This is a genomic window from uncultured Stenotrophomonas sp. (assembly GCF_913778665.1).
Taxonomy (GTDB): domain Bacteria; phylum Pseudomonadota; class Gammaproteobacteria; order Xanthomonadales; family Xanthomonadaceae; genus Stenotrophomonas.
The window spans coordinates 453573-477292 of record NZ_CAJYVQ010000011.1 but is presented as its reverse complement, the minus strand read 5'-3'; the positions used below and the strand labels follow the sequence as shown (position 1 = coordinate 477292).

The 23720-nt window shown below is 63.4% G+C and carries 23 protein-coding genes; 9 read left to right on the top strand and 14 right to left on the bottom strand.

Going from position 1 to position 23720, the window contains the following annotated elements; translation table 11 throughout:
• The first annotated feature begins 84 nt into the window (after nt 1-84).
• The 5 genes from lldP to QZ853_RS17420 are packed head-to-tail and all read left to right on the top strand — an operon-like array spanning nt 85 to nt 6333.
• Nucleotides 85-1743 (top strand): L-lactate permease, encoded by a 1659-nt coding sequence (gene lldP / locus QZ853_RS17440; RefSeq protein ID WP_295575897.1) that lies wholly within the window; start codon nt 85-87, stop codon nt 1741-1743.
• 53 nt (nt 1744-1796) lie between these two features.
• On the top strand, nt 1797-2561 hold the full coding sequence (gene lldR, locus QZ853_RS17435) for a transcriptional regulator LldR (RefSeq protein WP_109813694.1): 765 nt from the start codon (nt 1797-1799) through the stop codon (nt 2559-2561).
• 4 nt (nt 2562-2565) lie between these two features.
• Nucleotides 2566-3705 carry an FMN-dependent L-lactate dehydrogenase LldD gene (gene lldD / locus QZ853_RS17430; RefSeq protein WP_295575893.1) on the top strand — a complete coding sequence of 380 codons (1140 nt, stop codon included), beginning with the start codon at nt 2566-2568 and terminating at the stop codon, nt 3703-3705.
• Nucleotides 3702-5402 (top strand): D-lactate dehydrogenase, encoded by a 1701-nt coding sequence (dld, locus tag QZ853_RS17425; protein ID WP_295575891.1) that lies wholly within the window; start codon nt 3702-3704, stop codon nt 5400-5402. Before lldD ends, dld begins: the two co-directional genes overlap by 4 nt.
• A 46-nt stretch (nt 5403-5448) precedes the next feature.
• Nucleotides 5449-6333 carry a hypothetical protein gene (locus QZ853_RS17420; RefSeq protein WP_295575888.1) on the top strand — a complete coding sequence of 295 codons (885 nt, stop codon included), beginning with the start codon at nt 5449-5451 and terminating at the stop codon, nt 6331-6333.
• Nucleotides 6334-6433: 100 nt separating this feature from the next.
• Here the strand turns inward: QZ853_RS17420 and QZ853_RS17415 are convergent, their stop codons facing one another.
• The 14 genes from QZ853_RS17415 to tssJ form a co-directional block, all read right to left on the bottom strand.
• On the bottom strand, nt 6434-6739 hold the full coding sequence (locus QZ853_RS17415) for a hypothetical protein (protein WP_295575885.1): 306 nt from the start codon (nt 6737-6739) through the stop codon (nt 6434-6436).
• Nucleotides 6740-6854: 115 nt separating this feature from the next.
• Nucleotides 6855-7511 (bottom strand): hypothetical protein, encoded by a 657-nt coding sequence (locus QZ853_RS17410; protein WP_295575883.1) that lies wholly within the window; start codon nt 7509-7511, stop codon nt 6855-6857.
• A gap of 16 nt (nt 7512-7527) precedes the next feature.
• Nucleotides 7528-8151 carry a hypothetical protein gene (locus QZ853_RS17405; RefSeq protein WP_295575881.1) on the bottom strand — a complete coding sequence of 208 codons (624 nt, stop codon included), beginning with the start codon at nt 8149-8151 and terminating at the stop codon, nt 7528-7530.
• Between the two features lie 142 nt (nt 8152-8293).
• Nucleotides 8294-8620 carry a hypothetical protein gene (locus QZ853_RS17400; RefSeq protein ID WP_295575880.1) on the bottom strand — a complete coding sequence of 109 codons (327 nt, stop codon included), beginning with the start codon at nt 8618-8620 and terminating at the stop codon, nt 8294-8296.
• Nucleotides 8621-8696: 76 nt separating this feature from the next.
• Complete coding sequence (locus QZ853_RS17395; RefSeq protein ID WP_295575877.1) at nt 8697-9320, bottom strand: hypothetical protein; 624 nt, start codon at nt 9318-9320, stop codon at nt 8697-8699.
• Entirely contained in the window at nt 9317-9604 is a 288-nt protein-coding gene (locus QZ853_RS17390; RefSeq protein ID WP_295575874.1) for a hypothetical protein, read from the bottom strand. Before QZ853_RS17390 ends, QZ853_RS17395 begins: the two co-directional genes overlap by 4 nt.
• Nucleotides 9605-9677: 73 nt before the next feature.
• Nucleotides 9678-10280, bottom strand: coding sequence for a hypothetical protein (locus tag QZ853_RS17385; RefSeq protein ID WP_295575871.1), 603 nt, complete (start codon nt 10278-10280; stop codon nt 9678-9680).
• A gap of 71 nt (nt 10281-10351) precedes the next feature.
• Nucleotides 10352-10972: a hypothetical protein gene (locus QZ853_RS17380; protein ID WP_295575869.1), complete on the bottom strand. Its 621-nt coding sequence runs from the start codon at nt 10970-10972 to the stop codon at nt 10352-10354.
• A 94-nt stretch (nt 10973-11066) separates the two neighbouring features.
• Nucleotides 11067-11675 (bottom strand): hypothetical protein, encoded by a 609-nt coding sequence (locus QZ853_RS17375; RefSeq protein WP_295575867.1) that lies wholly within the window; start codon nt 11673-11675, stop codon nt 11067-11069.
• Nucleotides 11676-12019: 344 nt separating this feature from the next.
• Complete coding sequence (locus tag QZ853_RS17370) at nt 12020-12616, bottom strand: hypothetical protein (protein ID WP_295575864.1); 597 nt, start codon at nt 12614-12616, stop codon at nt 12020-12022.
• Nucleotides 12613-17199: a type VI secretion system tip protein TssI/VgrG gene (gene tssI, locus QZ853_RS17365; RefSeq protein WP_295575861.1), complete on the bottom strand. Its 4587-nt coding sequence runs from the start codon at nt 17197-17199 to the stop codon at nt 12613-12615. Before tssI ends, QZ853_RS17370 begins: the two co-directional genes overlap by 4 nt.
• Before the next feature lie 10 nt (nt 17200-17209).
• The gene (gene icmH, locus QZ853_RS17360) at nt 17210-18004 is read right to left on the bottom strand and encodes a type IVB secretion system protein IcmH/DotU (protein ID WP_345777915.1); all 795 of its coding nucleotides are present in this window, start codon (nt 18002-18004) and stop codon (nt 17210-17212) included.
• Complete coding sequence (tssK, locus tag QZ853_RS17355) at nt 18001-19335, bottom strand: type VI secretion system baseplate subunit TssK (protein ID WP_295575854.1); 1335 nt, start codon at nt 19333-19335, stop codon at nt 18001-18003. Before tssK ends, icmH begins: the two co-directional genes overlap by 4 nt.
• 216 nt (nt 19336-19551) lie before the next feature.
• The gene (gene tssJ / locus QZ853_RS17350; protein WP_295575851.1) at nt 19552-20121 is read right to left on the bottom strand and encodes a type VI secretion system lipoprotein TssJ; all 570 of its coding nucleotides are present in this window, start codon (nt 20119-20121) and stop codon (nt 19552-19554) included.
• A gap of 308 nt (nt 20122-20429) precedes the next feature.
• Here tssJ and QZ853_RS17345 point away from each other — a divergent pair, with 308 nt between their 5' ends.
• The 4 genes from QZ853_RS17345 to QZ853_RS17330 all read left to right on the top strand — a co-directional run bounded on the left by QZ853_RS17345 (nt 20430) and on the right by QZ853_RS17330 (nt 23707).
• Nucleotides 20430-21038 (top strand): tetratricopeptide repeat protein, encoded by a 609-nt coding sequence (locus QZ853_RS17345; RefSeq protein WP_295575849.1) that lies wholly within the window; start codon nt 20430-20432, stop codon nt 21036-21038.
• Between the two features lie 30 nt (nt 21039-21068).
• Nucleotides 21069-21569 carry a type VI secretion system contractile sheath small subunit gene (tssB, locus tag QZ853_RS17340; protein ID WP_295575846.1) on the top strand — a complete coding sequence of 167 codons (501 nt, stop codon included), beginning with the start codon at nt 21069-21071 and terminating at the stop codon, nt 21567-21569.
• Between the two features lie 3 nt (nt 21570-21572).
• On the top strand, nt 21573-23063 hold the full coding sequence (gene tssC / locus QZ853_RS17335; RefSeq protein WP_295575843.1) for a type VI secretion system contractile sheath large subunit: 1491 nt from the start codon (nt 21573-21575) through the stop codon (nt 23061-23063).
• 146 nt (nt 23064-23209) lie between these two features.
• A complete protein-coding gene (locus QZ853_RS17330; RefSeq protein WP_006465355.1) occupies nt 23210-23707 on the top strand; it encodes a type VI secretion system tube protein Hcp in 498 nt (165 codons plus the stop codon).
• Nucleotides 23708-23720 lie beyond the last annotated feature (13 nt).

The following is a 23720-nucleotide window of genomic DNA, read 5'->3' as shown; positions in this document are numbered from 1 at the left end:
CGATAGTGGTATGACCAATGATCGACAGGCACGGCGACCCACCGCCTGCGGTGGAGCACATCCCGCCCCCAGTCGAGAGCTTCCATGCAGCCCTGGCAACACCTGTACGACCCCGCCGGCAACCTGTGGTTGTCGAGCCTGATCGCGCTGCTGCCGATCGCGTTCTTCTTCGTTGCCCTGGCCGTGCTGCGCATGAAGGGCTGGCTGGCCGGCACCATCACCGTGGCCATCGCACTTGGCGTGGCGCTGCTGTTCTACCGCATGCCGCTGAGCCAGGCGCTCGGTGCGGCCGGCTTCGGCTTTGTCTATGGGTTGTGGCCGATTGCTTGGATCATCATCGGCGCGGTGTTCCTCTACAAGGTCTCGGTCAAGACCGGGCAGTTCGACATCATCCGCGCTTCGATTCTGTCGGTGACCGAAGACCAGCGCCTGCAGATGCTGATGGTCGGTTTTGCGTTCGGTGCCTTCCTGGAGGGCGCGGCCGGCTTCGGTGCGCCGGTGGCGATCACCGCCGCGCTGCTGGTCGGGCTGGGCTTCAAGCCGCTGTACGCGGCGGGCCTGTGCCTGATCGTCAACACCGCGCCGGTGGCGTTTGGTGCAATGGGTATTCCGATCATCGTGGCCGGGCAGGTCACGGGCCTGGATGCGTTCGAGATCGGCCAGATGGCCGGCCGCCAGCTGCCGTTCCTGACCGTGATCGTGCTGTTCTGGATCATGGCGATCATGGATGGCTGGCGCGGCATCAAGGAAACCTGGCCGGCGGTGCTCGTTGCGGGTGGCTCGTTCGCCATCGCGCAGTACCTGACCTCCAACTTCATCGGCCCGGAGCTGCCAGACATCACCGCGTCGCTGGCGTCGCTGGTGTGCCTGACGTTGTTCCTGCGCCGCTGGAAGCCGGTGCGGATCTTCCGCTTCGATACCGAGACCAGCGCCGAGGCGGCAGCACAGGCGCTGGAGGCGCCGCGCTACAGCGTCGGTCAGATCGCCAAGGCGTGGTCGCCGTTCCTGATCCTCACTGCAATGGTCACGCTGTGGAGCATCAAGCCGTTCAAGTCGCTGTTCGCGGCCGGTGGCCCGCTGGAAGGCTGGGTGCTGAAGATCCCGGTGCCGGGCCTGGACCAGATGGTGCAGAAGATGCCGCCGATCGTGGACGCGCCGCTCAGCTACGAGGCGGTCTATAAATTCGACTGGTTCTCGGCCACCGGCACCTCGATCATCCTCGTCGCGGTGATCGCCATCATCGCCCTGCGCATGCCGGCCCGCTCGGCGCTGCAGACCTTTGGCGAAACGGTGCGCGAGCTGCGCATGCCGATCTATTCGATCGGCATGGTGCTGGCCTTCGCCTTCATTGCCAACTACTCCGGGCTGTCGGCCACGCTCGCCCTGGCCCTGGCACACACCGGTGATGCGTTCCCGTTCTTCTCGCCGTTCCTGGGCTGGCTAGGGGTGTTCCTGACCGGTTCGGACACCTCGTCCAATGCGCTGTTCTCGGCACTGCAGGCCACCACCGCGCAGCAGATCGGCGTGTCCGACGTGCTGCTGGTAGCGGCCAATACCACCGGCGGCGTGACCGGCAAGATGATTTCGCCGCAGTCGATCGCCATCGCCTGTGCGGCGGTCGGCCTGGCCGGCAAGGAATCGGACCTGTTCCGCTTTACCGTCAAGCACAGCCTGGTGTTCACCACGATGGTCGGCCTGATCACCCTGGCCCAGGCCTACTGGCTGACCTGGATGATTCCCTGAGCCATGCCGCGCCGGCCATCCCCCTGCCGCGTGCTTCGGGCCACAATGGCGCCATGAGTACGCAACGCATCTCCGACAAGGTGGCCGCGCAGCTGCGCGGCCTGGTGCAGGAACAACGGCTGCAGCCGGGCGACCGGTTGCCGGCCGAGCGCACCCTGGCGGTGCAGCTGGGGGTCTCGCGCACCGCGCTGCGCGAGGCCATCGCGCAGCTGGCCAGCCAGGGCCTGCTGAGCGCACGCGTCGGAGGTGGCACCTACGTGGCCGAGCCGGCGGCGCGGGCACGACAGATGCTGGATGAACCGCTGGCGCCGTACCTGCCGCTGTTCCAGGGCGACCCGGAATATCGCTTCGACGTGCTGGAGATCCGCCACGCGCTGGAAGGCGCCACCGCCTGGCATGCCGCCTTGCGCGCCACCGACGAGGACCGCGCGCGCATCGCGCAGGCGTTCCAGACCATGATGGATGCGCACGGCAAGGACGATCCCACCGGCGAGGCCGAGGCTGACGCGGCCTTCCACCTGTCCATCGCCGAGGCCTCGCACAACCTGGTGCTGCTGCAGGTGATGCGTGGACTGTTCGAGCTGCTGCAGACCAACATCTCGCAGAGCCGCGAGAAGCTCTATACCTCGGCGAGGACCTTTTCGCCGCTGTCCGACCAGCACCGCGAGATGATGGATGCGGTGCTGGCCGGCGACCCCGAACGCGCGCGCGCTGCCGCGCATGCCCACCTCGAGTTCGTGCACACCACGCTGCGCACCCTCGATGACAACGAAGCCCGGCGTGCGCGGGCCTCGCGTCTACCTTCCCCACACGGTTGACCCCATGATCATCTCCGCCTCCACCGATTACCGTGCCGCAGCGCAACGCCGGCTGCCGCCGTTCCTGTTCCACTACATCGATGGCGGCGCGTATGCCGAGCACACGCTGAAGCGCAACGTTTCCGACCTGTCCGACATCGCGCTGCGCCAGCGCATCCTGCGCAACATGTCCGACCTGAGCCTGGAAACCGAACTGTTCGGTGAAAAACTGGCGATGCCGGTGGCGTTGGCACCGGTCGGCCTGACCGGCATGTACGCCCGGCGCGGCGAAGTACAGGCGGCGCGCGCGGCCGACAGCCGTGGCATTCCGTTCACCCTGTCCACCGTGTCGGTGTGCTCGATCGAGGAAGTGGCACCGGCGATCCAGCGACCGATGTGGTTCCAGCTGTACGTGCTGCGTGACCGCGGCTTCATGCGCAACGCGCTGGAGCGCGCACAGGCCGCCGGCGTGACCACGCTGGTGTTCACCGTGGACATGCCGGTACCGGGCGCGCGCTACCGTGACGCGCACTCGGGCATGAGCGGCCCGAACGCTGCACTGCGCCGTATCGGCCAGGCCATCACCCATCCGCAGTGGGCCTGGGACGTCGGCCTGCTGGGTCGCCCGCACGACCTGGGCAACATCTCCACCTATCGCGGCAACCCGACCGGGCTGGAGGACTACATCGGCTGGCTGGGCAGCAACTTCGATCCGTCCATTTCGTGGAAGGACCTGGAGTGGATCCGCGAGTTCTGGAAGGGCCCGATGGTGATCAAGGGCATCCTCGACCCGGATGACGCACGTGATGCGGTCAAGTTCGGCGCCGATGGCATCGTGGTCTCCAACCACGGTGGCCGCCAGCTGGACGGCGTGCTGTCCACCGCACGCGCACTGCCGGCGATCGCGGATGCGGTGCAGGGCGAGCTGAAGATCCTCGCCGACTCCGGCGTCCGTACCGGCCTGGACGTGGTGCGCATGCTGGCCTTGGGGGCCGATGCCGTGCTGCTGGGGCGTGCCTTCGTCTATGCGTTGGCCGCACAGGGCGAGGCCGGCGTGGCCAACCTGCTGGACCTGATCGCCAAGGAAATGCGCGTGGCCATGACGCTGACCGGTGCGCACCGCATCGCCGACATCGGCCGCGATTCACTGGTCAACCTGCCATGAGCGACCCGCAGGCCGTGCTGGCGCGGTTGCGTGACGCGGTCGGCCGCCGCCACGTCCTGACCGGCGACAAGGCCACTCGCCGCTTCCGCCGTGGTTACCGCTTCGGTGAGGGACCGGTGCTGGCGGTGGTGCGCCCAGGCACGCTGCTGGAACTGTGGCGCGTGCTGCAGGCGGCGGTGCAGGGTGGGGCGGCGATCATCCTGCAGGCGGCCAATACCGGCCTGACCGGCGGCTCGACCCCGGATGGCAACGACTACGGTCGCCCGATCGTGCTGGTCAGCACGCTGCGCCTGACTGGCATCCAGCTGTTGAACGAAGGCCGCCAGGTGCTGTGCCTGCCCGGCGCGACGCTGGACCGCCTTGAACAGACGCTGGCGCCACTGGGCCGCGAGCCGCATTCGGTGATCGGCTCGTCGTGCATCGGTGCCTCGGTACTGGGCGGCATCTGCAACAACTCCGGCGGCGCGCTGGTGCGCCGTGGCCCGGCGTATACCGAACTGGCGCTGTACGCGCAGGTCGACGCGCAGGGCCGGTTGCAGCTGGTCAATCATCTGGGTATCGCGCTGGGTGATACGCCCGAGGAGATCCTGCAGCGACTGCAGGCCGGCGACTACCGTGCTGCCGACGTGGGCGACGGCGATGGCCGGGCCGCTTCCGATCCACGCTATGCGCAGGAGGTGCGCAGGGTCGATGCCGATACCCCGGCGCGCTTCAATGCCGACCCCAGCCGCCACTTTGAAGCCGCCGGTTCGGCCGGAAAACTGGCGGTCTTCGCGGTGCGCCTGGACACCTTCGAGAAGGAAGCTGCCGAGGTTTTCTACATCGGCAGCAACCGCACCGACAGCCTGACCGCGATCCGCCGCCAGCTGCTGACCGGCTTCGAGCGCCTGCCGATTGCCGGCGAATACATCCACCGCGATGCCTATGACATCGGCGAGCGCTACGGCAAGGACAGCTTCCTGCTGATCGATCGTCTCGGCACTGCACGCGTGCCGGCCGCGTTCGCGCTGAAGAGCCGCGTCGATGGCTGGTTCGAACGGCTGGGCCTGCGTGGCGTGACCGACCGCGTGATGCAGGGGCTGACCGGCCTGCTGCCCTCGCACCTGCCCAAGCGCATGGGCGAGTTCCGCCAGCGCTATGAACATCATCTGCTGCTGAAGGTGTCCGCGCAGGACGCAGCGCAGACCGAAGCCTGGCTGCGCGACTTCTTTGCTGATCACGAAGGCGGCTATTTCCACTGCACCGCGGAGGAGGGCCGCAAGGCATTCCTGCACCGCTTCGCCGTGGCCGGTGCCGCCGTGCGCTACCGTGAAGTGCACCGCGACAAGGTACAGGACATCGTCGCGCTGGACATCGCCCTGCGCCGCGACGATGCCGACTGGTTCGAACAGCTGCCGGCGGAGATCGATGGGCGCCTGCTGCACAAGCTGTACTACGGTCATTTCCTGTGCCACGTGTTCCACCAGGACTACATTGCGCGCAAGGGTGAAGACCCGATGGCGATCGAGCATGCGATGTGGGCATTGCTTGACCAGCGCGGCGCCGAGTACCCGGCCGAGCATAACGTGGGCCACCTGTATCCGGCCAAGCCGGCGCTGGCCGGGTTCTACCGGCAGCTCGACCCGAGCAACACGTTCAACCCCGGTATCGGCCAGACTTCGAAAGCCAAGGGCTGGGGTGGCTGTGACTGCGGATGATGCAGAGCAACGGGTACCATCGTAATCCCAGCAGCAGGAGCGACCCATGCCCCCCGTTCTTCTCCGTGCCACCGTGTGCGCCGCATTGCTGGCAAGCCCGCTGCTGGCGCTGGCCCAGGACACAATCCTGCCGCAGCAGCGTGATGCCGCCGGCAACGTGATGGAGCCGCTGGGGCAGGTGCTGATGGCCCATGAGAAGGGCCCGGCTGGGATGTACTACTGCACCCGCGATGGCGTCTGGTGCGTGCGCGTGCAGCCGGTAACCGAGGATGGCGACCGGCCCACCCTGCTGGAAGTGCTGGAAAAGGAGCAGGGCCAAGGCACGCCCCACAGCTATCACGTCAGCATCGATGTGCCGCAGGAAAGCGAGCTGAAACTGTGGCCGTGGATCGTGCGCCTGGCGCCGGGCGTGGGCAGCGATGCAACGGTGACCGATCCGCAGCAGCGCGCCCGTCAGAACGTATTGGTGGGCGGCATCGTAACGTTCAGCAGTATGTATTCCGGCGGTGGTGCCGACGCATCGACGCTGCAGCTGGCGCGCGTGCGGCACCTAGAGGACGACATCCAGGTGGATGATGACGTGCTGACCGTGCCCTGGCTGAGCAATGCGATGATCCGCGCCTGCTTCAGCGAGCAGGACATGAAACAGCGTGCAGGTGCCTGCCACGATGAATATGGCTTCTCGGCCAGGCTGGGGTTGGACGTGGCCGCCGAGGGCATGCCGGTGCTGCGCTACCAGACCGTGGCAACCCGTTTCCCGGCCGGCGTCTCCCGTTTCGAGGACTCGCTGGCCAAGGGTCCGCTGAAGAAGAAGGACCTGCGCACCGAGCAGGATCCGGCGTGCAGCTACACGCGGCTGTTCCGCTTCAGTGAGGGGGTATTCCACCCCGACCAGCCATTGCCCGACTGCGCCGGTTACACCGAACCCTGAACCCTGGGTTGTGGCCCTGTAGCGTCGAGCCATGCTCGACTGGGGTTGACGGGAACGCAGCCGAGCGTGGGCTCGGCTCTACAACAGGCGTCTGCGGCGTTTACTCGCAGCGGGTGGCGGTGATGACGTTGTCCTTGTCCACGTACACGCGCAGGCGGTCTTGGCGGATGTCCTTGGTGGTGATGGTGCTGGGGCCGATCGGGTTGACCAGGCCGGCACCGCTCTCGCTGGACAGGCGGCGGATGTTGGCCTCGTTGGCCGGCTGGCCGATCGCCCAGCCCAGCTGGCTGGCGTCGCAGTGGCCGCTGCCCTTCACCTGCGGGCCTGGCGTGCTGACGCAGGCCGACAACAGCAGGGGCGTGGCGAGGGCGGCAAGGGCAAGACGAGCAGGGGAGAAACGGGTCATCGGTTTGGCTCCAGCGATCATGATGGCGCCACCATAGCACCGTGCCTGTGGTGGTCGCATGCGCTCGATCAAGGCGCGGCCGTCATCCTGCGCAGCCCGTAGGCGGGGGCTTTGGTCAGGGCGAAGGGCCGCGCTTGATGGCTTCCCACACCGTGTCGATGTGCGCGCGCAGCGGCGCCGCAGCCGATGCCAGCGCAGGGTCGTCCTCCCGTTCGCCGCCGAAGGGTTCATCGCCCGCCACCTCCACCAGCGATTCGCCGCGTACCTCGTAGTACTGCTCGCCCTGGCGAAGGCCGATGCGCAGTTGCTGAGGGTCGACGCCGCCGCCGCAGAAGCTGTGGCTGGCCAGCGTCAGTTCGGCGCGGCCATCGTGGTCCAGGTCGGTGGCCGTCACCTGGTCCAGGAAGTAGCCGGCGTCCAGATCCAACCCATCGCATTGGATCGCATCCTCCACGCTCCACCGCGACATCCACGGCGCTGCCGTGTCCGCACGTCGGAACAGCTCGGCACGCAGGGTTATCTGATCCAGCGGTGGTTCGTCGTCCTGCGCCGGCACGGTCTGCGCGCTGCGCGAAAGCAATAGCAGGCCCGGGCCGTCGCTGTCCTTGAAGGACAGCTGCTTCAGCAGCGTCCCCGAATACAGGCCTTTCAGTTCCGCTTCGGGCAAGGAAGGCGTGGTCGTCAATGCAGACGGCGCGTGCCGTGAGCGGCAGCCAGCGGCACTCAGTGCGAGTGCCAGCACGAACAGCAGCGTGACGCGAACAGAGGTCATCGGCTTGACTGGAAACTCAGCGGGAGCCGTCACGTCCGGGACCAAATTCGATTTCATAGGCGGTGCTTTCATAGCGGCGATCATCGACTCCAAAGTAGGTGCTGACATCCATGAACCGGTCATCCTTGCGGCTTGCCGTGCAGAGATTGATGCCGCGACTGCAGTCGATGCGCAGCCGATCGTTGCTCAGCCGCGCGATGTCCCCGACCCGTGTATTCCTGTCCACGGTCACCGCACTGAGTGAGACGGGGCCCTCGTAGTCTGCGCGGGGACGAACGCCCTCACCTGGTGCGATGTAGGCCAGCGCGTCTTCCGGCAGACCCTTCAGGGTAACGGCGACGGTACGGACCGTCAGATCCTTGGGGTAGTTCGTATAGACACGAATGCCCAGATCGTCCCAGACAACGATGTCCGGGGCGTCCGAAAGCGCATTGCGGTGCATGGGCCCCAGCACCTTTTCCCAGGCGGCAAGATCCTGCTTGAAGGTCAGGCGTTGTCCCTTGTACTCGATGTAGTCTTCGTTGAACGCCAGATGCGTCGCAGCATTGGTCTCGTCGCGCGCAGGACCTGCCGTCTGTGCATCGCTGCACGCGCCGATGCCGAGGACGAGCAGCGGGGCAAGCAAAAACTTCCTGATCATTCCCGCTCCTGAGCGGCTTCTCCCGCCAAGTAGGTCTTCGTGTATCCGCGCGCTGCAACCGCTCGAACACCCCTGCGTTCAATTATGGTGCAGGCCGACTTTCGCGTCGCGGCTGCGCGCCTACACCTGCAGGCTCAGACTCTCAAGATGATTCCAGGGGCGGGCGAAGTATGAAGGATACTGATTTCACATGGCGATCCTTCGTGGAATCCGTATAGACGGCGACTCCAAGATCATCCCAGATGATCATGCTTTGGATTTCAGGATTGGCGAAACGGTAGCTGCTTCCCAGCGCGGCAATCCACGCATCGACGGGCGCGCCAAGTTCAAGGCGCTGTGAGCCGATGAGGACCGAGCCGTTCTCGAAAGCGGCCACTGGCTTCTGCGCCTTGCGCGCGTCCTGAGGCGCGGCGCTGCATGCGGCGAAGGCCAATGAGAAGACTATCGTCAGGGGAAATCGTGAGTTCATGACGACTCTGGTCGGTTCCGATCAAGTCAAGCTATTGAAGGGGGCAGGGAGCTATCGTCGCGACGCCTGGTAGATCTCATTCAGGCGGGTTGTGGCCTGGGCCGAACTCAATGACGTAGGGCGTGCTGTCGTACCGTCGGTCATCCACTCCGAAATAAGTCTTTATCTGAATGAAATTGTCATCGTTCCTGCTCGCGCCACAGATGCTGATGCCGCGGCTGCAGTCAATGCGAAGCCGACCTCCACTCAGATGTGCGACGTCGCCTACGCGAGTGTTCTTGCTTACGAGGACACCATTGACAAGTACTGAGTAGGCATAGTCCCGGCGTGGTCGAACGCCTTCGCCGGGCGGGATATAGGACGGCGAATCCTCTGGCTCTCCGCGTAGGGCAACTGATGCTGTTACCACACGTTGGCTCTTGGGGAAATCGGTGTAGACACGGATGCCCAGGTCGTCCCAGACCACAATGCTAGGGTCATTGGGGAACGCGGTCCGATGATTAGAGCCAAGTACTTTGATCCAACTGGACAGATTCTGAGTGAAATCCAGCCGCTGGCCGTTGTACTTGACGTAGTCATCCTGGAAAGCCAGGGGAGCTGCGGCCTGGGTGGCGTCCGCGCCTGTGTTTATGGGATGTCCGGAGTCACAGGCTCCCAGTCCAAGGGCAAGGGCAAAAAGTAGGAGATTTCTTGTGATCATTCCGTGCTCTTGATCCTATTCTTCTCGAAGAACAGGTCTTCCCGGCGCCCGGAAAGCAGCTGCCAGGAATTTCTGTGCAGTTCCAAAGTGTAGAGAGGGCTGTCTTCGAAGCTGCCGTCGACGGCGAAGCTCTTTGACAGTTGCTCGGAGGGCTGGTCCGTGCGCAGCGCAATGCAGGCTGAAACGCCTTTGGTGCAGCTGAGATTCCAGCGGTCATCTGCAGCGGCAAGCAGCGAACGCACCGGCGTTCCGGCCGAAATCGGCGTTGTCCGCATGTTCTTCAAGGGGCCTCGCCATGGCAGCGTCTGAACTGGCATCACGTTCGGCAGCGGTCGATGTGCCGAATGTCCGGGACGGTCATTCAAGTGCACGGCTGATTTCAATGGTGTACGGCAGGCTTTGATACCGCTTCTCATCGACCGTGAAGTAGATCGAGTAGCCACGGGATGTGCCATCAACCCGATTCGTGGTGCATATCGCGATGCCCTTGCTGCAATGAACCTCAAAGGTCATGTTGCTGGCGGCCGGGATGTCACCCATCTCCATGTCACCGTTGAATCGTGCGCCACCGATGACAACCTCGCCGGTGAACGTTCGTCTGGGCCTGATGTCCTGCGCCGTAGCAGGCAAGTCAAGATGGTTATCGGGATTTTTGTGGAAAGCAAAGGCAACGCTGCTGACTTGATCCTTCCCTGGCAGATCGGTATAGATGAATATTCCAAGCTCGTCCCAGATGATCATGTCGGCGGACTTCGGATCGGCATATCGGTAGTTCGTTCCCAGCGCGGAGATCCACTCTGCGGTAGTCGCGCCGATTCTCGCGTGCTTACCGTTGATGGAGAAGACGCCCTTTTCAAACGTGACTCTTGGTTGCCGGACTTGCGCTGCGTCAGGTGGCGCTGCATGGCAGCCCGAAATCAGGAGAGTGAGAACGGCTGAAAGAACGAATCCTTTGATCATCGAGTGCTGGCCTGATTGTTCTCGCCAGAAGGCTGCTCTTGGAAGTGGCCTGGGTGATTGGCAGGAGGCGATCAAAGTGCGCGGCCGATTTCAATGGTGTACGGCAGGCTTTCATACCGCTTCTCATCAACCGTGAAGTAGATCGAGTAGCCGCGATCAGTGCCATCAACGCGATTCGTAGTGCATGTCGCGATGCCCTTGCTGCAGTGCACCTCAAGCATCATGTTGCTGGCGGCTGGAATGTCACTGATCTTCATGTCGCCGTTGATTCGTGTGCTACTGACGACGACCTGCCCTGGGAATGGCCTTTTGGGTCTGGTTGCCGCTGTCGCATCTGGTGTCCCGGGTCCTTCATCTAGATCTGTGTTGAATGCAAAGGCTACAGTACGGACACTGTCCTTCTTGGGGAAATCGGTATAGATAAAAATGCCTAGTTCGTCCCACACCATCATGCGTGGTGAGCGCGGGTTGGCATATCTATAGTTGTCGCCCAGAAGGGAGATCCATTCCTTGGTTGTTGCCCCAATTCGTGCGTGACCACCATTGATCAAGAAATCTCCGTTGTCGAATTCGACACTCGGCTGCCGCGGATTGCCTGAGTCGGGTGAGGCGGCATGGCAGCCAGCAATAGCAAGAAGAAGGGCGGAGAGAGCGATTGCCTTGAGCATTCCTTGTTGGCCGGATTCATTCATCAAAGAAGTCTCCGTGGAGGCGGGTGCCGTAGCTCAGCCGATAGCAGCGATGAAGTCGAGTGGTCACCGTTTGTGAGGGTGATTACCTGTTTGCTTAATCTGGAGCGCTGTCTTTCTCGATGTTCAGTTTGTATATGTAGCTGCTGTAGCGTTGATCGTCCACGGTGAAGTGGAAAGAGTAATCCAGCTTGGCCTGATCGGCCCTGTTGGCGCTACAGAGAGCAATTCCGTGGCTGCAATGCACTTCGAGTACACCCTTGCTCAGTCGAGGTATGTCATCTACCTGTGTCGTCTTGTTCACAGGCGTTCCCAAGAACGAAACTGCACCCGAAAAAGTTCTGCGTGGCTGAATCCCTTCTCCTGGATGTTCATAGCCGCCAGATGATTTGGGAGGGACACGGAGGACGAATGAGACTGAGTTGATGCGATGTTCTTTGGTTGGGCTCGTATAGGCAGCGATCCCCAGTTCATCCCAGATCATCATGATCGGTAATTCAGGATCGGCAAAGCGATAGTTGCTACCAAGGGCGGCAATCCACGCATCGGCGGGCGCGCCAAGTTCAACGCGCTGCGAGCCGATGAGGATCGAGCCGTTCTCGAAAACGGCCGCTGGCTTCTGCTCTTTGCCCTCATCCTGAGGTGCGGGGCCGCATGCAGCGAAGAGCAATGAGAGCGTCATCGTGGGAAGGAGTCTTGCGTTCATCTTGACTTTCTATATGTCGCATGTCTTCCAGTGCGTGCTTTCCACGTTCTTCATGCAGGTGCTCAATCTGAGGAGCGCGCGAAGCAATTCTGATAGCAGTAGTGAGGCGGTTCAGAGAAGTGGCAGCAAGCGCGTAGTCGCGCCGCAAATGTTCCGCCATCGTTTGCCGGCCTAGCGGGTAGCTTGCTGGACGCGCTACGCATCCAGTCTATACTGGGGTTCGACCTCGCAACCCATACTCGACTAGGAGTGATGCGAGTTCGGTGTCCATGCACCGTTGGGGTGTGCGGATTGATCTTTGTTCCAGTTAGTCATGCGCGCCATGAGTAATTGGTCGGAGAGCGCTAAAGTGCGCGGCCTATTTCTATAGTGTAGGGAAGGCTTTCATATTGCTTTTCGTCAACCGTGAAGGAGATCGAGTAGTCACGGGAAGTGCCATCAACGCGATTCGTAGTGCATATCGCGATGCCTTTGCTGCAGTGCACCTCAAGCATCATGTTGCTGGCGGCTGGGATATCACTGATCTTCATGTCGCCGTTGATTCGTGTGCTACTGACGACGACCTGCCCTGGGAATGGCTTTCTGGGTCTGATGGTTGCTGGCGCGTCTGATGATCCAGGGCCTTCATCTAGGTCTGTGTTGAAGGCAAAGGCCACAGTATCGACACGGTCCTTCATCGGGAGATCGGTATAGACAAAGATACCCAGTTCGTCCCACACCATCATGCCTGGTGAGCCCGGATTGGCATATCTATAGTTGTCGCCCAGAAGGGAAATCCATTCTTTGGTGGTTGCCCCAATTCTCGCGTGACCACCGTTGATTGAGAAATCTCCGTTGTCGAATTCGACACTCGGCTGCCGTGGTTTATTGGAATCTAATGATTCGGCCTGGCAGCCGGGAAGGACAAGAAGGATGGTGGAAAGAAGGAGTGCCTTGATCATTTGGTCTTAACCTGATTCTTCTCGCCAAACAGATCTTCATAGAAGCGAGTGATGTAGTCCCAACTATCGGAACCGTAGCGTCCCACGCGACGGATGTTCTCCAGTGCGTGCTTTCCATGTTCCTCGTGCAGGTGCTCAAGTTCGGTGGCGGACGAGGCGCGCCGTATCGCCGCAGCGTGTCCTTTGGCCCAAGCGGCAACAGTCGCATCCTGCCAGTTCGTATCATTGGGGTGGACCAGATAGGACTGCGCGATCTTGACCGGATCACGTGATGCATCGCCGCGCCATCGCCCTGCCATTGCTTGCCCAACCTGGAGGACGGCCTGTTGCGCCAGCTGAGCAGCCAATGTATGCAGCGGATGAACGTCGTGGTCCTTTGCCAGCTGGGAATGGCTGGGGTCGGTTGATCCACTCTTATTCGGATCGGAATCGAACATCGTCTGCGCGTCGTCCACACTGTTGCCTACCAGCAGCAGGAGTTGTTGATAGACGAAGTTGTAGCAGTTGAGTACCGCGCGCATTGGCGCGCTGGCGATCCAGCCAGCCCGTTCCAGATATTCATGTCCAGGGATTCGTGCAATGCGGTCTCGAAGTTTGAGGAAATCCTGGAACGCTTTGTAGTAACGCTGATCGCTGTGCTCGGAAAGAAGGACCAGCATGATCTTCTCGCCGTCGGAACGGTCGCCAGGCTTGCTCGCCTTGAACTCCCAGCTTTCTACGCCGAAGAGCTTGTGAGCAATGGGTTCGGCCAGGCTTGCGATGACGTCGGTCGAGCCAAACATCCCAGTCACCACAGGGTATCGATGAGTGCAATTGGCAGTCGATGTCCAAGGCAGCACGGTGCTGTGTCCGAGCTTTCTTAAGCTGAGTTCGCAGAAATTGGAGTGTGCGAAGTAGTCCTCAAGGACATGCAGGGCAGAGCCAAAATGGCGCATGCCATCTGGTGTCTTGCCCATTGAGATTGCTTTGTTCAGTTCGGAAGACATGAAGTCTCTGGAGCGCATGATGTAGCGCTTCATCGAGGTTTTCGGGTCTATCTGAAGAAGAGCACTCCCGGGCGTGACCCAAGGCTCGAAGTCCTTGTCGATGGTTTTCGGGTCTGCTGGCTCGGGTTTGATGTTCTTTGGGTTGTCGATATGCTCGCTTGGCTTGTATACCCCGAGGCGTGCGGGCGTTACCCCAAAATCAGCTTGGTTCCCGAACCGTATATTGTGGAACTCACTGCCAGCCAGGACATCGACAATTTGGGTCAGGGCGGCTCGAGAGAGGTATTTGCCGAGGTTCTTCGGTAGGCCTGCGGGGCGTACGATCTTGGGATCGAGCAGTTGGGAGTAGTCCCGGAGCCAGTTGCCAAAATAGATCGCTTGGCGCTGGTTTGGAGTGAATTCGGCATGCCTAAGCACCGCCTCAATCGACCGATGCCCGAACGATTCGTTCGGCCGCTTGTCATGGTTCTGGCCATCACCCGCGCTGAACCCCTCGTAGCGCCCATCCTCGCTCTTGTTGGTCTCCTGTGCGACCGGCCCCTGTTGCTTCAGTGCCGCCTGCACCTCGGCATAGTTCACCTTCAACGCACCGTTGTACTCGGGCGAGGTGTACTGCGCGTACTCGGTTTCGTGCGTGCCTTCCAGGTCGAAGAAGGCCAGGCGATAGGCGAGTGCCGTGCCTTCTTCCTTGCCGCTGTCCGCAGCGAGGGTCGGCTTGCCGTTCGCGTCCTTCTCGGCCAGATCGCTGCGCAGCACGTTGTCGACGTGGTGCCCGAATTCGTGCAGCAACACGGCCAGCAGCTCGCGTGACGCCTCGATGGTTGTCGCTGCGCGGTCAGCGGCCATGCTGTTCACGCGGATGATGCGCTTGTTGTTGTCGTAGTCGGCCGGGTAGGGTGCACCGGCCATCACCTTGTGTTCGGGCGCCTGCAGGCTGCCATCCTTCAGTGCGTCCTGCAGCTTCATGTAGGTCCGCGCCGGGACGTCGAAGCCGAAGGTCGGCGCCATCATCATGACGAACTCGACCGGTGTCGACTGCGCGGCAATGCTGCGCAGCTGGTCGTAGGCGAAGGTGCTCTCGAAGGTGCGGCCCGGATCGGGCTTGATCGTGAAGGCGGGCAATGGTGGCAGGCTGGCGGGTGTGCTGCTGCCCCCCATGAACGGGTGCTCGCCGGCCTTGACCTTGAACTCGCCCGGGCAGCTGAAGGTGATGTTGCCGCCCTCCAGCGTGATCGCACTGCTGCCGGCCTGCAGCACCACCTTGCTCTGCGCCAGCACGTCGATGCGGTCGTCGGTGGCGGTGATGGTCAGCGCCTGATCGCTCAGCAGTTCCAGTTCGCCATCGTGGGCCTGCAGGCTGACCGGGCCCTGCGCGGCGATCACCCGCAGCGGGCCGCTCTGCGCGAACAGCGAGACATGCTCGCCGGAGACGGTGGCGATGGTCTCTCCGGCACTGATGTGCAGGTCCTGCTGCACGGTCATCTGCAGGTTCTGCCCGGCATAGGCCACTGCGCTGGCCGGCGTGGTCCAGGCCACATGGTGCGGCGCCTCGGCCAGCAGCAGCGGCGTGCCCAGCCGTTCCACCGGCTGCTCGCCGGGGCTGCGGCCATCGCTGCCGGGCTTCATCGCGCTCTGCCCGTTCACTTCGCCGGTGTAGCGTCCCTGCGCCTGCGGGTCGATCTGCTCGCGCAGCTGCTTGGTGCGCTCGAATTCGGCCAACCCCGGCACCTGTTGCTGGGCCAGGGTCTGCTGCATCTGTTTCAGGCTGCGCTCGGCGCCCTTGAGCTGCGCCACTACGCTGGCGTTGTCCATCACCGTGGAGGCCGCGCGTTCCTGCAGGCTGGCCGACAGCAGCAGGCCTTCGCCGGCATGCACGTTGCCCCAGCCCTGGGTGGCCAGTTCGAAGCCCTCGCCACGCAGCGCGCCGCGGGCGGTGTCCTGGTGCGCGATCAGGTAGCCCAGCTCCAGCCGGCTGTCGGCCAGCGAGCTGTGCAGGCGGGTGCGCAACTGGCCCGGCGTATCGTCCATCACCCATTGCTGGGTGCCGCTGCCATCATGGGCCTTCGTGTGCAGGCCACTGAGCACGCCGGGGTGGCGCGCGTTCTCGTCGATACCGCCACCGAAGGGCGGGGCGACCTCGCCGTTGTAGAGCTGGCCGGTGATGCGCGGCTGGTCGATATCGCCGTGCAGGAATTCCACCAGCACCTCGCTGCCCACCCGCGGCAGGAACGCGGTGCCCCAGTTGGGGCCGGCCACCCATTCGGCTACCGACACCCAGCTGCCGCTGGTGTGGTCGCCGGGCGCGTGGCCGGGCTGGGCGCTGCCGGTCTCGGTCAGGCCGCCCGGGTTGGGTTTGCTGCCGCGCTGCCAGCCGAACTGGATGCGCACCTGGTGCTCGCGGTTGGGCGTGACCGCGGCGTCGGCGATGCCCACCACGCGGGCGGTCTGCGGGCCATGCAGGGTCGGCCGGTCCTGCGGCAGGGCGCGCAGCGGCACGCCGGCGCCGGTGGCCAGGAAACTGTTGCGGTAGGCGCCACGCTCCAGCGCGGGGCTGCCCAGCAGCTCGGCGATGCCCTGGTCGAGGTTGTTCAGCGCCACGTGCTGCACGGCCAGCAGCTGGAAGGCCTGGCCTTCATGCTGCGGGTGCTGGGCCAGGGTGAAGGTGCTGCCGGCGCCGAGTTGGCGCTCGCTGCCGCTGCCGCTGTAGAGCACCTGGCCCACGCGCAGCGCATCCAGCCGCGCCTGCGCTTCGGCATCGGCCCAGCCGGCCTGGGCGAAGCGGCCGGCGCGTGGCTGCACATAGACTTCCAGCGCCGGCAGGCTGCCAGCGTCGGCGCTGGACTGCGCGGCCACCGCCGTGACCTGCTCGCTGTGCCAGCTGGCCACGGTGCTGGCGTTGGGCACCAGCTGCTGGCGCTCGGCAAAGGCGGTGATGCCGTCGCTGGCCTCGGCCACGTCGGCGCGATGGAAGCGCACGCGGCCGGCGTCGGGCAGCTCGGCGCCCGGCTCGAACACCACCAGCGTGTGCGCGGCCTCATCGCCCTGTGCCTGCTCGATGCGCCAGGCCAGGCCGGCCTCGGCCAGCAGGCGGGTGACGAAGGCCCAGTCGGTCTCGCGGTACTGGGTGGTGATCGCGCGTGCCGGCAGTGCGGCCTGCACGTCGAAGCGGAACACCGCCTGCGGGTAATCGGCGAAGATCTGCTCGCAGATCGCGCGGGTATCGAGGTCCTGGAAGATCACCGCGTTGCGGCGCAGGCGCAGCAGCGCGGTCCACGGTTCGAGGATCAGCCGGTAGCGGGCCAGGCCGCCATCGCTGCCCAGCTGCGCTGCTTCGGTGCACAGCCCGTGCCACTGGCGCAGCGCGCCGTTGGCCTGGCGCAGCTGCAGGGTCAGTGGCTGTTCCAGCCACGGCTCCAGCTCCAGGAACGCATCGGTGGCCAGGCAGTCGATCTGCAGGCGGTTGTCGCCGCAGACCGATTCGGTGCCTTCGAAGCGTTCGACCACCAGGCCCGCATCGGGCCCCTTCAGCTGGATCAGGCGGTCGCGGTGCGACAGCGAGGCGAGGGATGCGAGCAGTGCGGAGCTTGGGATGTCCATATCATCAGGCTCATGGCAAGGTGATCGTGATGTGTGCGGTGCGTTCGGGCATCTGCACCACGTCGTTGTAGGCGGCCAGCTGCTGGCGCGTCTCGTGGCCCAGATAGGTGCGCATGCCGAAGAAGGCGACGATGCCGAAGCAGCCCACCACCACTGCCGGCAGCCACAGCGGCACCACGCGGCGCAGGCTGTGGCGCACGTTGTCGGGCGGCAGCGCGTGCGGTGCGAAACCGTGGCGCTTGCCCTTCAGGTAGACGATCTCATCGCCCAGGCGTGCGGTCAGGTAGCCGAGCTTCTCGGTGCCTTCCAGGCGGTACTTGCCCTCAAAGCCCATCAGCAGGCAGTAGTGGTAGACCTCCAGCGAGGGCAGGCGTGCCGCGCCCTGGCGGCGCAGTTCCTCCAGGCGGTCGAAGAAGTGCTCGCCGGCCAGGTGCTCGCCGAACAGGCGCAGCTGGAGCGGGTTGCGCTCCCAGGTTTCGTGCAGCGGCGAAGGCTGCGACAGGATCGCCTCGTCCACCGCCGCGCAGAACGCGTACTTGGCCGCGTAGACGTCTTCCGACGCCACGCCCAGGCGCATCGCGTTGCGCTCCACGCCATCGAGGAACTTCTGCACGGTCTGCACGAAGCCTTCGGCATCGTGCGGCAGCTGCCCGCGCTTGAGCAGCAACAACAGGTAGAAGCCATCGGACATCAGGTCCTGCAGGCTCTGCGGGTTGGCCGCCTGAGGCGTGGGATTGACCATCGCGCCGTTGGCGGTCAGCGACGGCATCGGGCCCGGCGTCGGGGGCAGGGGAGTGTTCATCATGAGGTCACCGCCACAAGTTCCATCTTCAGCTCGGCAATGCCTGCCGGCACGTAGATCATCACCGACTGCGCCTTGAGCATGCGCTCATACAGCGCCCCGCGCGCGTCGAGTTCGAAGTAGTGGCTGCCCGGACGCACCGGGATCGCCGCAGGCACCTGCGCGGCATGGGTCAGCTTCACGCCGGGCAATGCGGACAGCACGCACTTCTCCACGTCGTCCGGCGCGCCGACCTTGAAGCGGATCGGCACACTCTGGATCAGTTCCTGCGCCGGCAGCGATGCCGACACCGACAGGTAGAACGAGGCATTGCCATCGATGCGCTGCGAGTCGAGGCGGCCCAGGTGGTAGGACGGCTTGACCTCGTTCAGTGCGATCTTGAAGTAGCGCGTGGAGATCACCGTATCCAGCAGGGCGCGCACGATCTCCAGCAGCTTGCGGAACGATGCCTCCGGCTGGTCGTGGCGATACACCGGCAGATCGCCCAGCTGGTAGGCATTGGAGAACGTCAGCAGCGCGCCGGCCATGCGCAGCAGCTCCTGGTGCAGGCGCTCGGGATGCAGCTGCGGATGGTGCAGCAGGTGCGCCAGTGCACTGAACGAGCTGTTGATGGTGTGCAGCAGCCAGAACGAAGCGATGTCGCCGGAGCGGAATTCGATGATGTTCTGCGACGTCTGCCGGTGCAGGCCGTACAGCGCGTCCACCTTGGCCTGCAAGGCATCGAGCACGGCGCGCAGTTCGCGGTGCAGGAACGGCGACGCCTGCAGCTGCGCACACGGCGGGATGAACTCGTCGTCCAGTTCGAAGCCACCACTGGACGTGCGGCGTACGCGCGCCACCGGCACCGTGGCGTAGGCATCGCGCGGCTGGTCGTCGGTGAGCAGCTTCACCGCCTTGCTGAGGAAGGCCAGTTCGGCCTCCACCGCGTCGGTGAACAGATCCTGCGTATCGCGGTTGGCCTGCCGATAGCGGGCCAGCACGGTGCCTTCGGCATCGGCGCAGTTGGCGCCATCGTCGCGCAGCAGCGGCAGTGCCAGGTAGACCACCGTGGACTGCACGCCGGGCGGCAGGTCCTGCAGCGACACCGCATCGGGCAGGCTGTCATGGGCAGGCGCGTCGTAGGTCTCGCCATCGGGGAACACGGCCGACAGGTCGAGCGGGCGCAGCGTGCCGCCGGACAGCGCATGGGGATCGAAACGCACCCGGCGCGCACCCCAGGCATATGGGTGCAGCGTCTGCGAAAGATCCTGCAGCCGCGCTTCGTGATAGGCGTCCTGACGCTGGAAATGCTGGGGGCGCAGGAACAATCCTTCACCCCAGAGAACCTTCGACATCCTGCTTACATAAGCCACGTTCAATCCTTGGAAATAGCTCGAAAATATCGTCCGCGAGGGCCGATCCCGCCATTCTCACCTTCCGCTGTGGCGAGAACCCCTATCCAGCAATGTGAAAGTGTGAGTTGGTTCTCACATTAAACGCGCGGGGGCAAACGTTGCGTGCGGGAATACTATCGCATCGGCCAAATCGAGTGCCAGAATTCCGGCGCGGAATCACTTCGCACCCGCACAGCGGATCGATGCAAGACTGCCTGGATCGCCGGAAATCCGTGTCAACAAGGCCTTGCTGTCACTGGTCAGCGCACAGGCATGGATACCGATGGTGACACCGTCCTGCGGAAGCGTCTTGCCCTTTGTATCGAAGGCCAGGCGCCAGCGATTCTCGGCCGGGGCGCGGAACAGGGCGACCACGCCGAGCACTGCACTTCCTTCACTCAACTGCTCGGACAATTCCTGCCGGGCACCGGGGGTGAGTACCACTTCGTTGACCGACAACAGGTCCGCACCGAGCGCTGCCTGCTCGCCGGCCTGGTCCAGGAAGGCGTTGAAGGGCGCTTGTTCGAAGCGTTGCAGGCTGCGCAGGTGGTAGATCTTGACCACCGCAGCGGTCGCCCGCTTGTCATTGCCGGCATTGAGGTTGCTGCCGGCATACAGGCGCAGCGGAATCACTGGCGGCGCCTGCGGCTTTTCCTCGCGGATGCCGACGGCCTGCAGTGTCTTGTCCATTGCTTTGCCCAGCTTGCTGTCGCTGGCGCACCCGGCCAGTGAGCTGGAAACAATCACGGAGAAAATCGTGACGGAGATCACGCGTTTGAATCGGAAGAGTTGCGCATTCATGTGTAGTCGGCGGGCTCGGGGTGCGGGGGTGAAAAGTGCGCGTATAACGGTTTCTGCTCGCGGATATCACATCGGGATGTGAAGAGTGTGTCTATCAATTTCGCCGTATTCTTGACGAAATTCACTATACCGACGCGTATTCGCGAATGTACACTGCCGCCGACAGGGGCAGGAATCCCGTGCGTTGTATCGGCGGAGATTCGGCTTCCTTTAGGAACTAATTTCGACGAGGGATCACTATGGAAGTGAAGGCAATGGGGAAGGCTGTGTACCGGCCGATGTTCGCGCTGATGATGTTGTCGGGCCTGGCGGCCTGCGCATCGGCACCGAAGAAGGCCGAGGTGGTGCCGTTCGAAACCACGCTGAGCAACGCGGAGGCGCAGGTCACCACCGGTGGTGCCGATGCCGCGATCAGTGCGTTCGAACTGGCGGCCAAGGCCGACCCGACGCGCAAGGAGCCGTGGGTGCGCATCGCACAGCTGCAGTTCGACCAGGGCCAGTACGCCCGTGCGATCGTCGCGGCGGAAGAGGTGCTCCAGCGTGATCCCAACGATCTGGTCGCCGATGGCGTGATCACCGTTGCTGGTTTCCGTGTCGCCAACCAGTCGCTCACCCGCCTGCAGGGCCGTGGTGCACTGGCGTCGGACACCGCTCGCAAGGAAGCGCAGACCCTGGCCACCACGCTGCGCAACACCATGGGTGACGCCATTCTCGATCCGACCCCCAAGCCCAAGCCGCGCGCCCGCACCCGGGCCGGTCGTGCTGTCGCTCCGGCCGCTGCCACGCAGCCCGCCGCCACGCAGCCGGCCAAGCCCGCCGCCCGCTCGAACAACTCCGATCCGTTCCAGAACATCGGCAACTGATCCGGAACCGGCCCCAGTCAGGAGACACTCATGGCCAAGAAGGAAAGCATCCAGAAGCGACTGCAGAAGATCCGCCCGCCGCGCGTCCAGCTCACCTACGATGTGGAGAAGGGTGACGCGATCGAGCAGAAGGAACTGCCGTTCGTGGTCGGCGTGATGGGCGATTTCAGTGGCAATCCGGAGCAGCCGCTGCCGAAGGTCAAGGATCGAAAGTTCGTCAACGTCGACCTGGACAACTTCGACGAAGTGATGGAAGGCGTGGCGCCGCGGGCGGTGTACCGCGTGCCCAACAAGATCAGCGACGAAGGTGGCGAGTTCGGCGTCGAGCTGAAGTTCAAATCCATCGAGGACTTCCGCCCCGAGGCGGTGGTGCAGCAGATCGAGCCGCTGCGTCGCCTGCTCGAATCGCGCACCAAGCTGGCCGACCTGCGCAACAAGCTGGCCGGCAATGAAAAGCTGGAAGACCTGCTGACCGATGTGCTCAACAACACCGAGCAGCTGAAGAAGCTCGGCGTGACCAAGGAGGACTGACCGATGTCAGCTGAAGCCAGCCAACTGGCCACCCAGGCCGCCGTCGCCGAAGACGTGGGCCTGCTCGACCAGATCGTCGAGAAGAGCAAGGTCGCCAAGTCGCAGACCGAACACGATCGCGCCAAGGACCTCATTTCCGCATTGGCGAAGGAAGTCCTGGACGGGACCGTTGTGGTCTCCGACAACCTCAACCTCACCCTGGATGCGCGCATCGCCGAGATCGACCGGATCATCTCCGAGCAGCTCAGCGCGGTCATGCACGCCGAAGCGTTCCAGAAGCTGGAAGGCAGCTGGCGCGGGCTGCACTACCTGTGCCAGCAGACCTCCACCGGCCCGAACATGAAGATCAAGGTCTTCAATTCGCCGCAGAAGGACCTGGTGAAGGATTTCAAGTCGGCGATCGACTTCGATCAGAGCGCGTTGTTCAAGAAGGTCTACGAAGAAGAGTTCGGCACCTTCGGTGGCGCGCCGTTCGGTGCGCTGATCGGTGACTACTTCCTCGGCCGCCAGCCGGAGGACATGTACTTCATCGAGCAGATGTCGCACGTCGCCGCCGCAGCACATGCGCCGTTCATCTCTGCTGCCAGCGAGGGCATGTTCGGCCTGGAGACGTTCACCGACCTGGGCAAGCCGCGCGACCTGGCCAAGGTGTTCGACACCGTCGAATACGCCAAGTGGAAGTCGTTCCGAGAGAGCGAGGACAGCCGCTACGTCGGCCTGACCATGCCGCGTTTCCTCGGCCGCTTGCCGTACAACCCGAAGGATGGCACCACCGTCGAAGGCTTCAACTTCGTCGAGGACATCGACGCGGCCGACCACGGCAAGTTCCTGTGGTGCAACACTGCCTACGCGATGGGTGCACGCCTGACCCAGGCCTTCGAGAGTTTTGGCTGGTGCGCCGCCATCCGCGGCGTGGAAGGCGGTGGCCTGGTCGAAGACCTGCCCACCCATACCTTCCGCACCGACGATGGCGAAGTGGCATTGAAGTGCCCGACCGAGGTGGCCATCACCGACCGTCGTGAAAAGGAACTCAGTGACCTCGGCTTCATGCCGCTGGTGCACTGCAAGAACACCGACTACGCCGCGTTCTTCGGCGCCCAGTCGGCACAGAAGCCGAAGAAGTACAACACCGATTCGGCCAACGCCAACGCGATCCTGTCTGCGCAGCTGCAGTACATCTTCGCGGTCTCGCGCATCGCCCATTACCTCAAGGCGATGATGCGCGAGAAGATCGGCAGCTTTGCTTCGGCGGGCAACGTCGAGGAATTCCTGAACCGTTGGATCGCCCAGTACGTGCTGCTGGACGACAACGCATCGCAGGAAGCCAAGGCGCAGTTCCCGTTGCGCGAAGCATCTGTGCAGGTTTCGGAGGTGCCGGGCAAGCCTGGTGTCTACCGCGCGGTGGCCTTCATCAGGCCGCATTTCCAGCTCGATGAGCTGTCTGTTTCGTTGCGTCTGGTCGCCGAACTGCCGGCGTCCGCGAAAAAGTCGTAACGGTTTGCTGTAACTGAAGCGTCCAGGGGAGTCCGCTCCCCGGATTGCAGTGACGCTTATTTCAAGAGGGCGTAGCCCCCCTTAACCGCCAGGCCCGCGCCTGGCACATCAAATCTCACGGAAGAACGGAATTTAGGAGACCAGATATGCAGCACGCTTTCCTCTCGATTGACACCATCAAGGGCGAGTCGCACGACGACAAGCACAAGGACTGGATCGAAATCCAGTCGTTCTCGCAGGATCTGTTGCAGCCGCGTTCGGCCACCGCGTCGACGTCCGGCGGCACCACCGCTGCCCGCGTGAACCTGTCCCCGATCGAAATCACCAAGTCGATCGACCTCGCCTCCACGGCCCTGAATCAGGCCGCCTCCAACGGCACCACCTTCCCCAAGGCGCAGATCCAGTTCATGCGCGCTGACAAGGACGGCAACGCGATCAATTACTACACGGTCGAGCTGCTGAACGTGCTGGTCCACCGCGTCACCACGACGGTGGACAAGGAAGGCATGCCGCAGGAAGTTGTTCAGCTGAGCTTCGGCGCCATCAAGTGGACTTACCAGCAGCAGAAGCCGGAAGGCGGCGTTGGTGGCAAGACCGTGGCGCAGTGGAGCGCAACCAAGAACATCCCCAACTACACCGTGTGATGTTGTGTCGCTG

Coding starts and splice junctions, on each gene's coding strand:
- lldP (WP_295575897.1), top strand. CDS start 85: ATGCAGCCCTGGCAACACCTGTACGACCCCGCCGGCAACCTGTGGTTG.
- lldR (WP_109813694.1), top strand. CDS start 1,797: ATGAGTACGCAACGCATCTCCGACAAGGTGGCCGCGCAGCTGCGCGGC.
- lldD (WP_295575893.1), top strand. CDS start 2,566: ATGATCATCTCCGCCTCCACCGATTACCGTGCCGCAGCGCAACGCCGG.
- dld (WP_295575891.1), top strand. CDS start 3,702: ATGAGCGACCCGCAGGCCGTGCTGGCGCGGTTGCGTGACGCGGTCGGC.
- QZ853_RS17420 (WP_295575888.1), top strand. CDS start 5,449: ATGCCCCCCGTTCTTCTCCGTGCCACCGTGTGCGCCGCATTGCTGGCA.
- QZ853_RS17415 (WP_295575885.1), bottom strand. CDS start 6,739: ATGACCCGTTTCTCCCCTGCTCGTCTTGCCCTTGCCGCCCTCGCCACG.
- QZ853_RS17410 (WP_295575883.1), bottom strand. CDS start 7,511: ATGACCTCTGTTCGCGTCACGCTGCTGTTCGTGCTGGCACTCGCACTG.
- QZ853_RS17405 (WP_295575881.1), bottom strand. CDS start 8,151: ATGATCAGGAAGTTTTTGCTTGCCCCGCTGCTCGTCCTCGGCATCGGC.
- QZ853_RS17400 (WP_295575880.1), bottom strand. CDS start 8,620: ATGAACTCACGATTTCCCCTGACGATAGTCTTCTCATTGGCCTTCGCC.
- QZ853_RS17395 (WP_295575877.1), bottom strand. CDS start 9,320: ATGATCACAAGAAATCTCCTACTTTTTGCCCTTGCCCTTGGACTGGGA.
- QZ853_RS17385 (WP_295575871.1), bottom strand. CDS start 10,280: ATGATCAAAGGATTCGTTCTTTCAGCCGTTCTCACTCTCCTGATTTCG.
- QZ853_RS17380 (WP_295575869.1), bottom strand. CDS start 10,972: ATGAATGAATCCGGCCAACAAGGAATGCTCAAGGCAATCGCTCTCTCC.
- QZ853_RS17375 (WP_295575867.1), bottom strand. CDS start 11,675: ATGAACGCAAGACTCCTTCCCACGATGACGCTCTCATTGCTCTTCGCT.
- QZ853_RS17370 (WP_295575864.1), bottom strand. CDS start 12,616: ATGATCAAGGCACTCCTTCTTTCCACCATCCTTCTTGTCCTTCCCGGC.
- tssI (WP_295575861.1), bottom strand. CDS start 17,199: ATGGACATCCCAAGCTCCGCACTGCTCGCATCCCTCGCCTCGCTGTCG.
- icmH (WP_345777915.1), bottom strand. CDS start 18,004: ATGATGAACACTCCCCTGCCCCCGACGCCGGGCCCGATGCCGTCGCTG.
- tssK (WP_295575854.1), bottom strand. CDS start 19,335: ATGTCGAAGGTTCTCTGGGGTGAAGGATTGTTCCTGCGCCCCCAGCAT.
- QZ853_RS17345 (WP_295575849.1), top strand. CDS start 20,430: ATGGGGAAGGCTGTGTACCGGCCGATGTTCGCGCTGATGATGTTGTCG.
- tssB (WP_295575846.1), top strand. CDS start 21,069: ATGGCCAAGAAGGAAAGCATCCAGAAGCGACTGCAGAAGATCCGCCCG.
- tssC (WP_295575843.1), top strand. CDS start 21,573: ATGTCAGCTGAAGCCAGCCAACTGGCCACCCAGGCCGCCGTCGCCGAA.
- QZ853_RS17330 (WP_006465355.1), top strand. CDS start 23,210: ATGCAGCACGCTTTCCTCTCGATTGACACCATCAAGGGCGAGTCGCAC.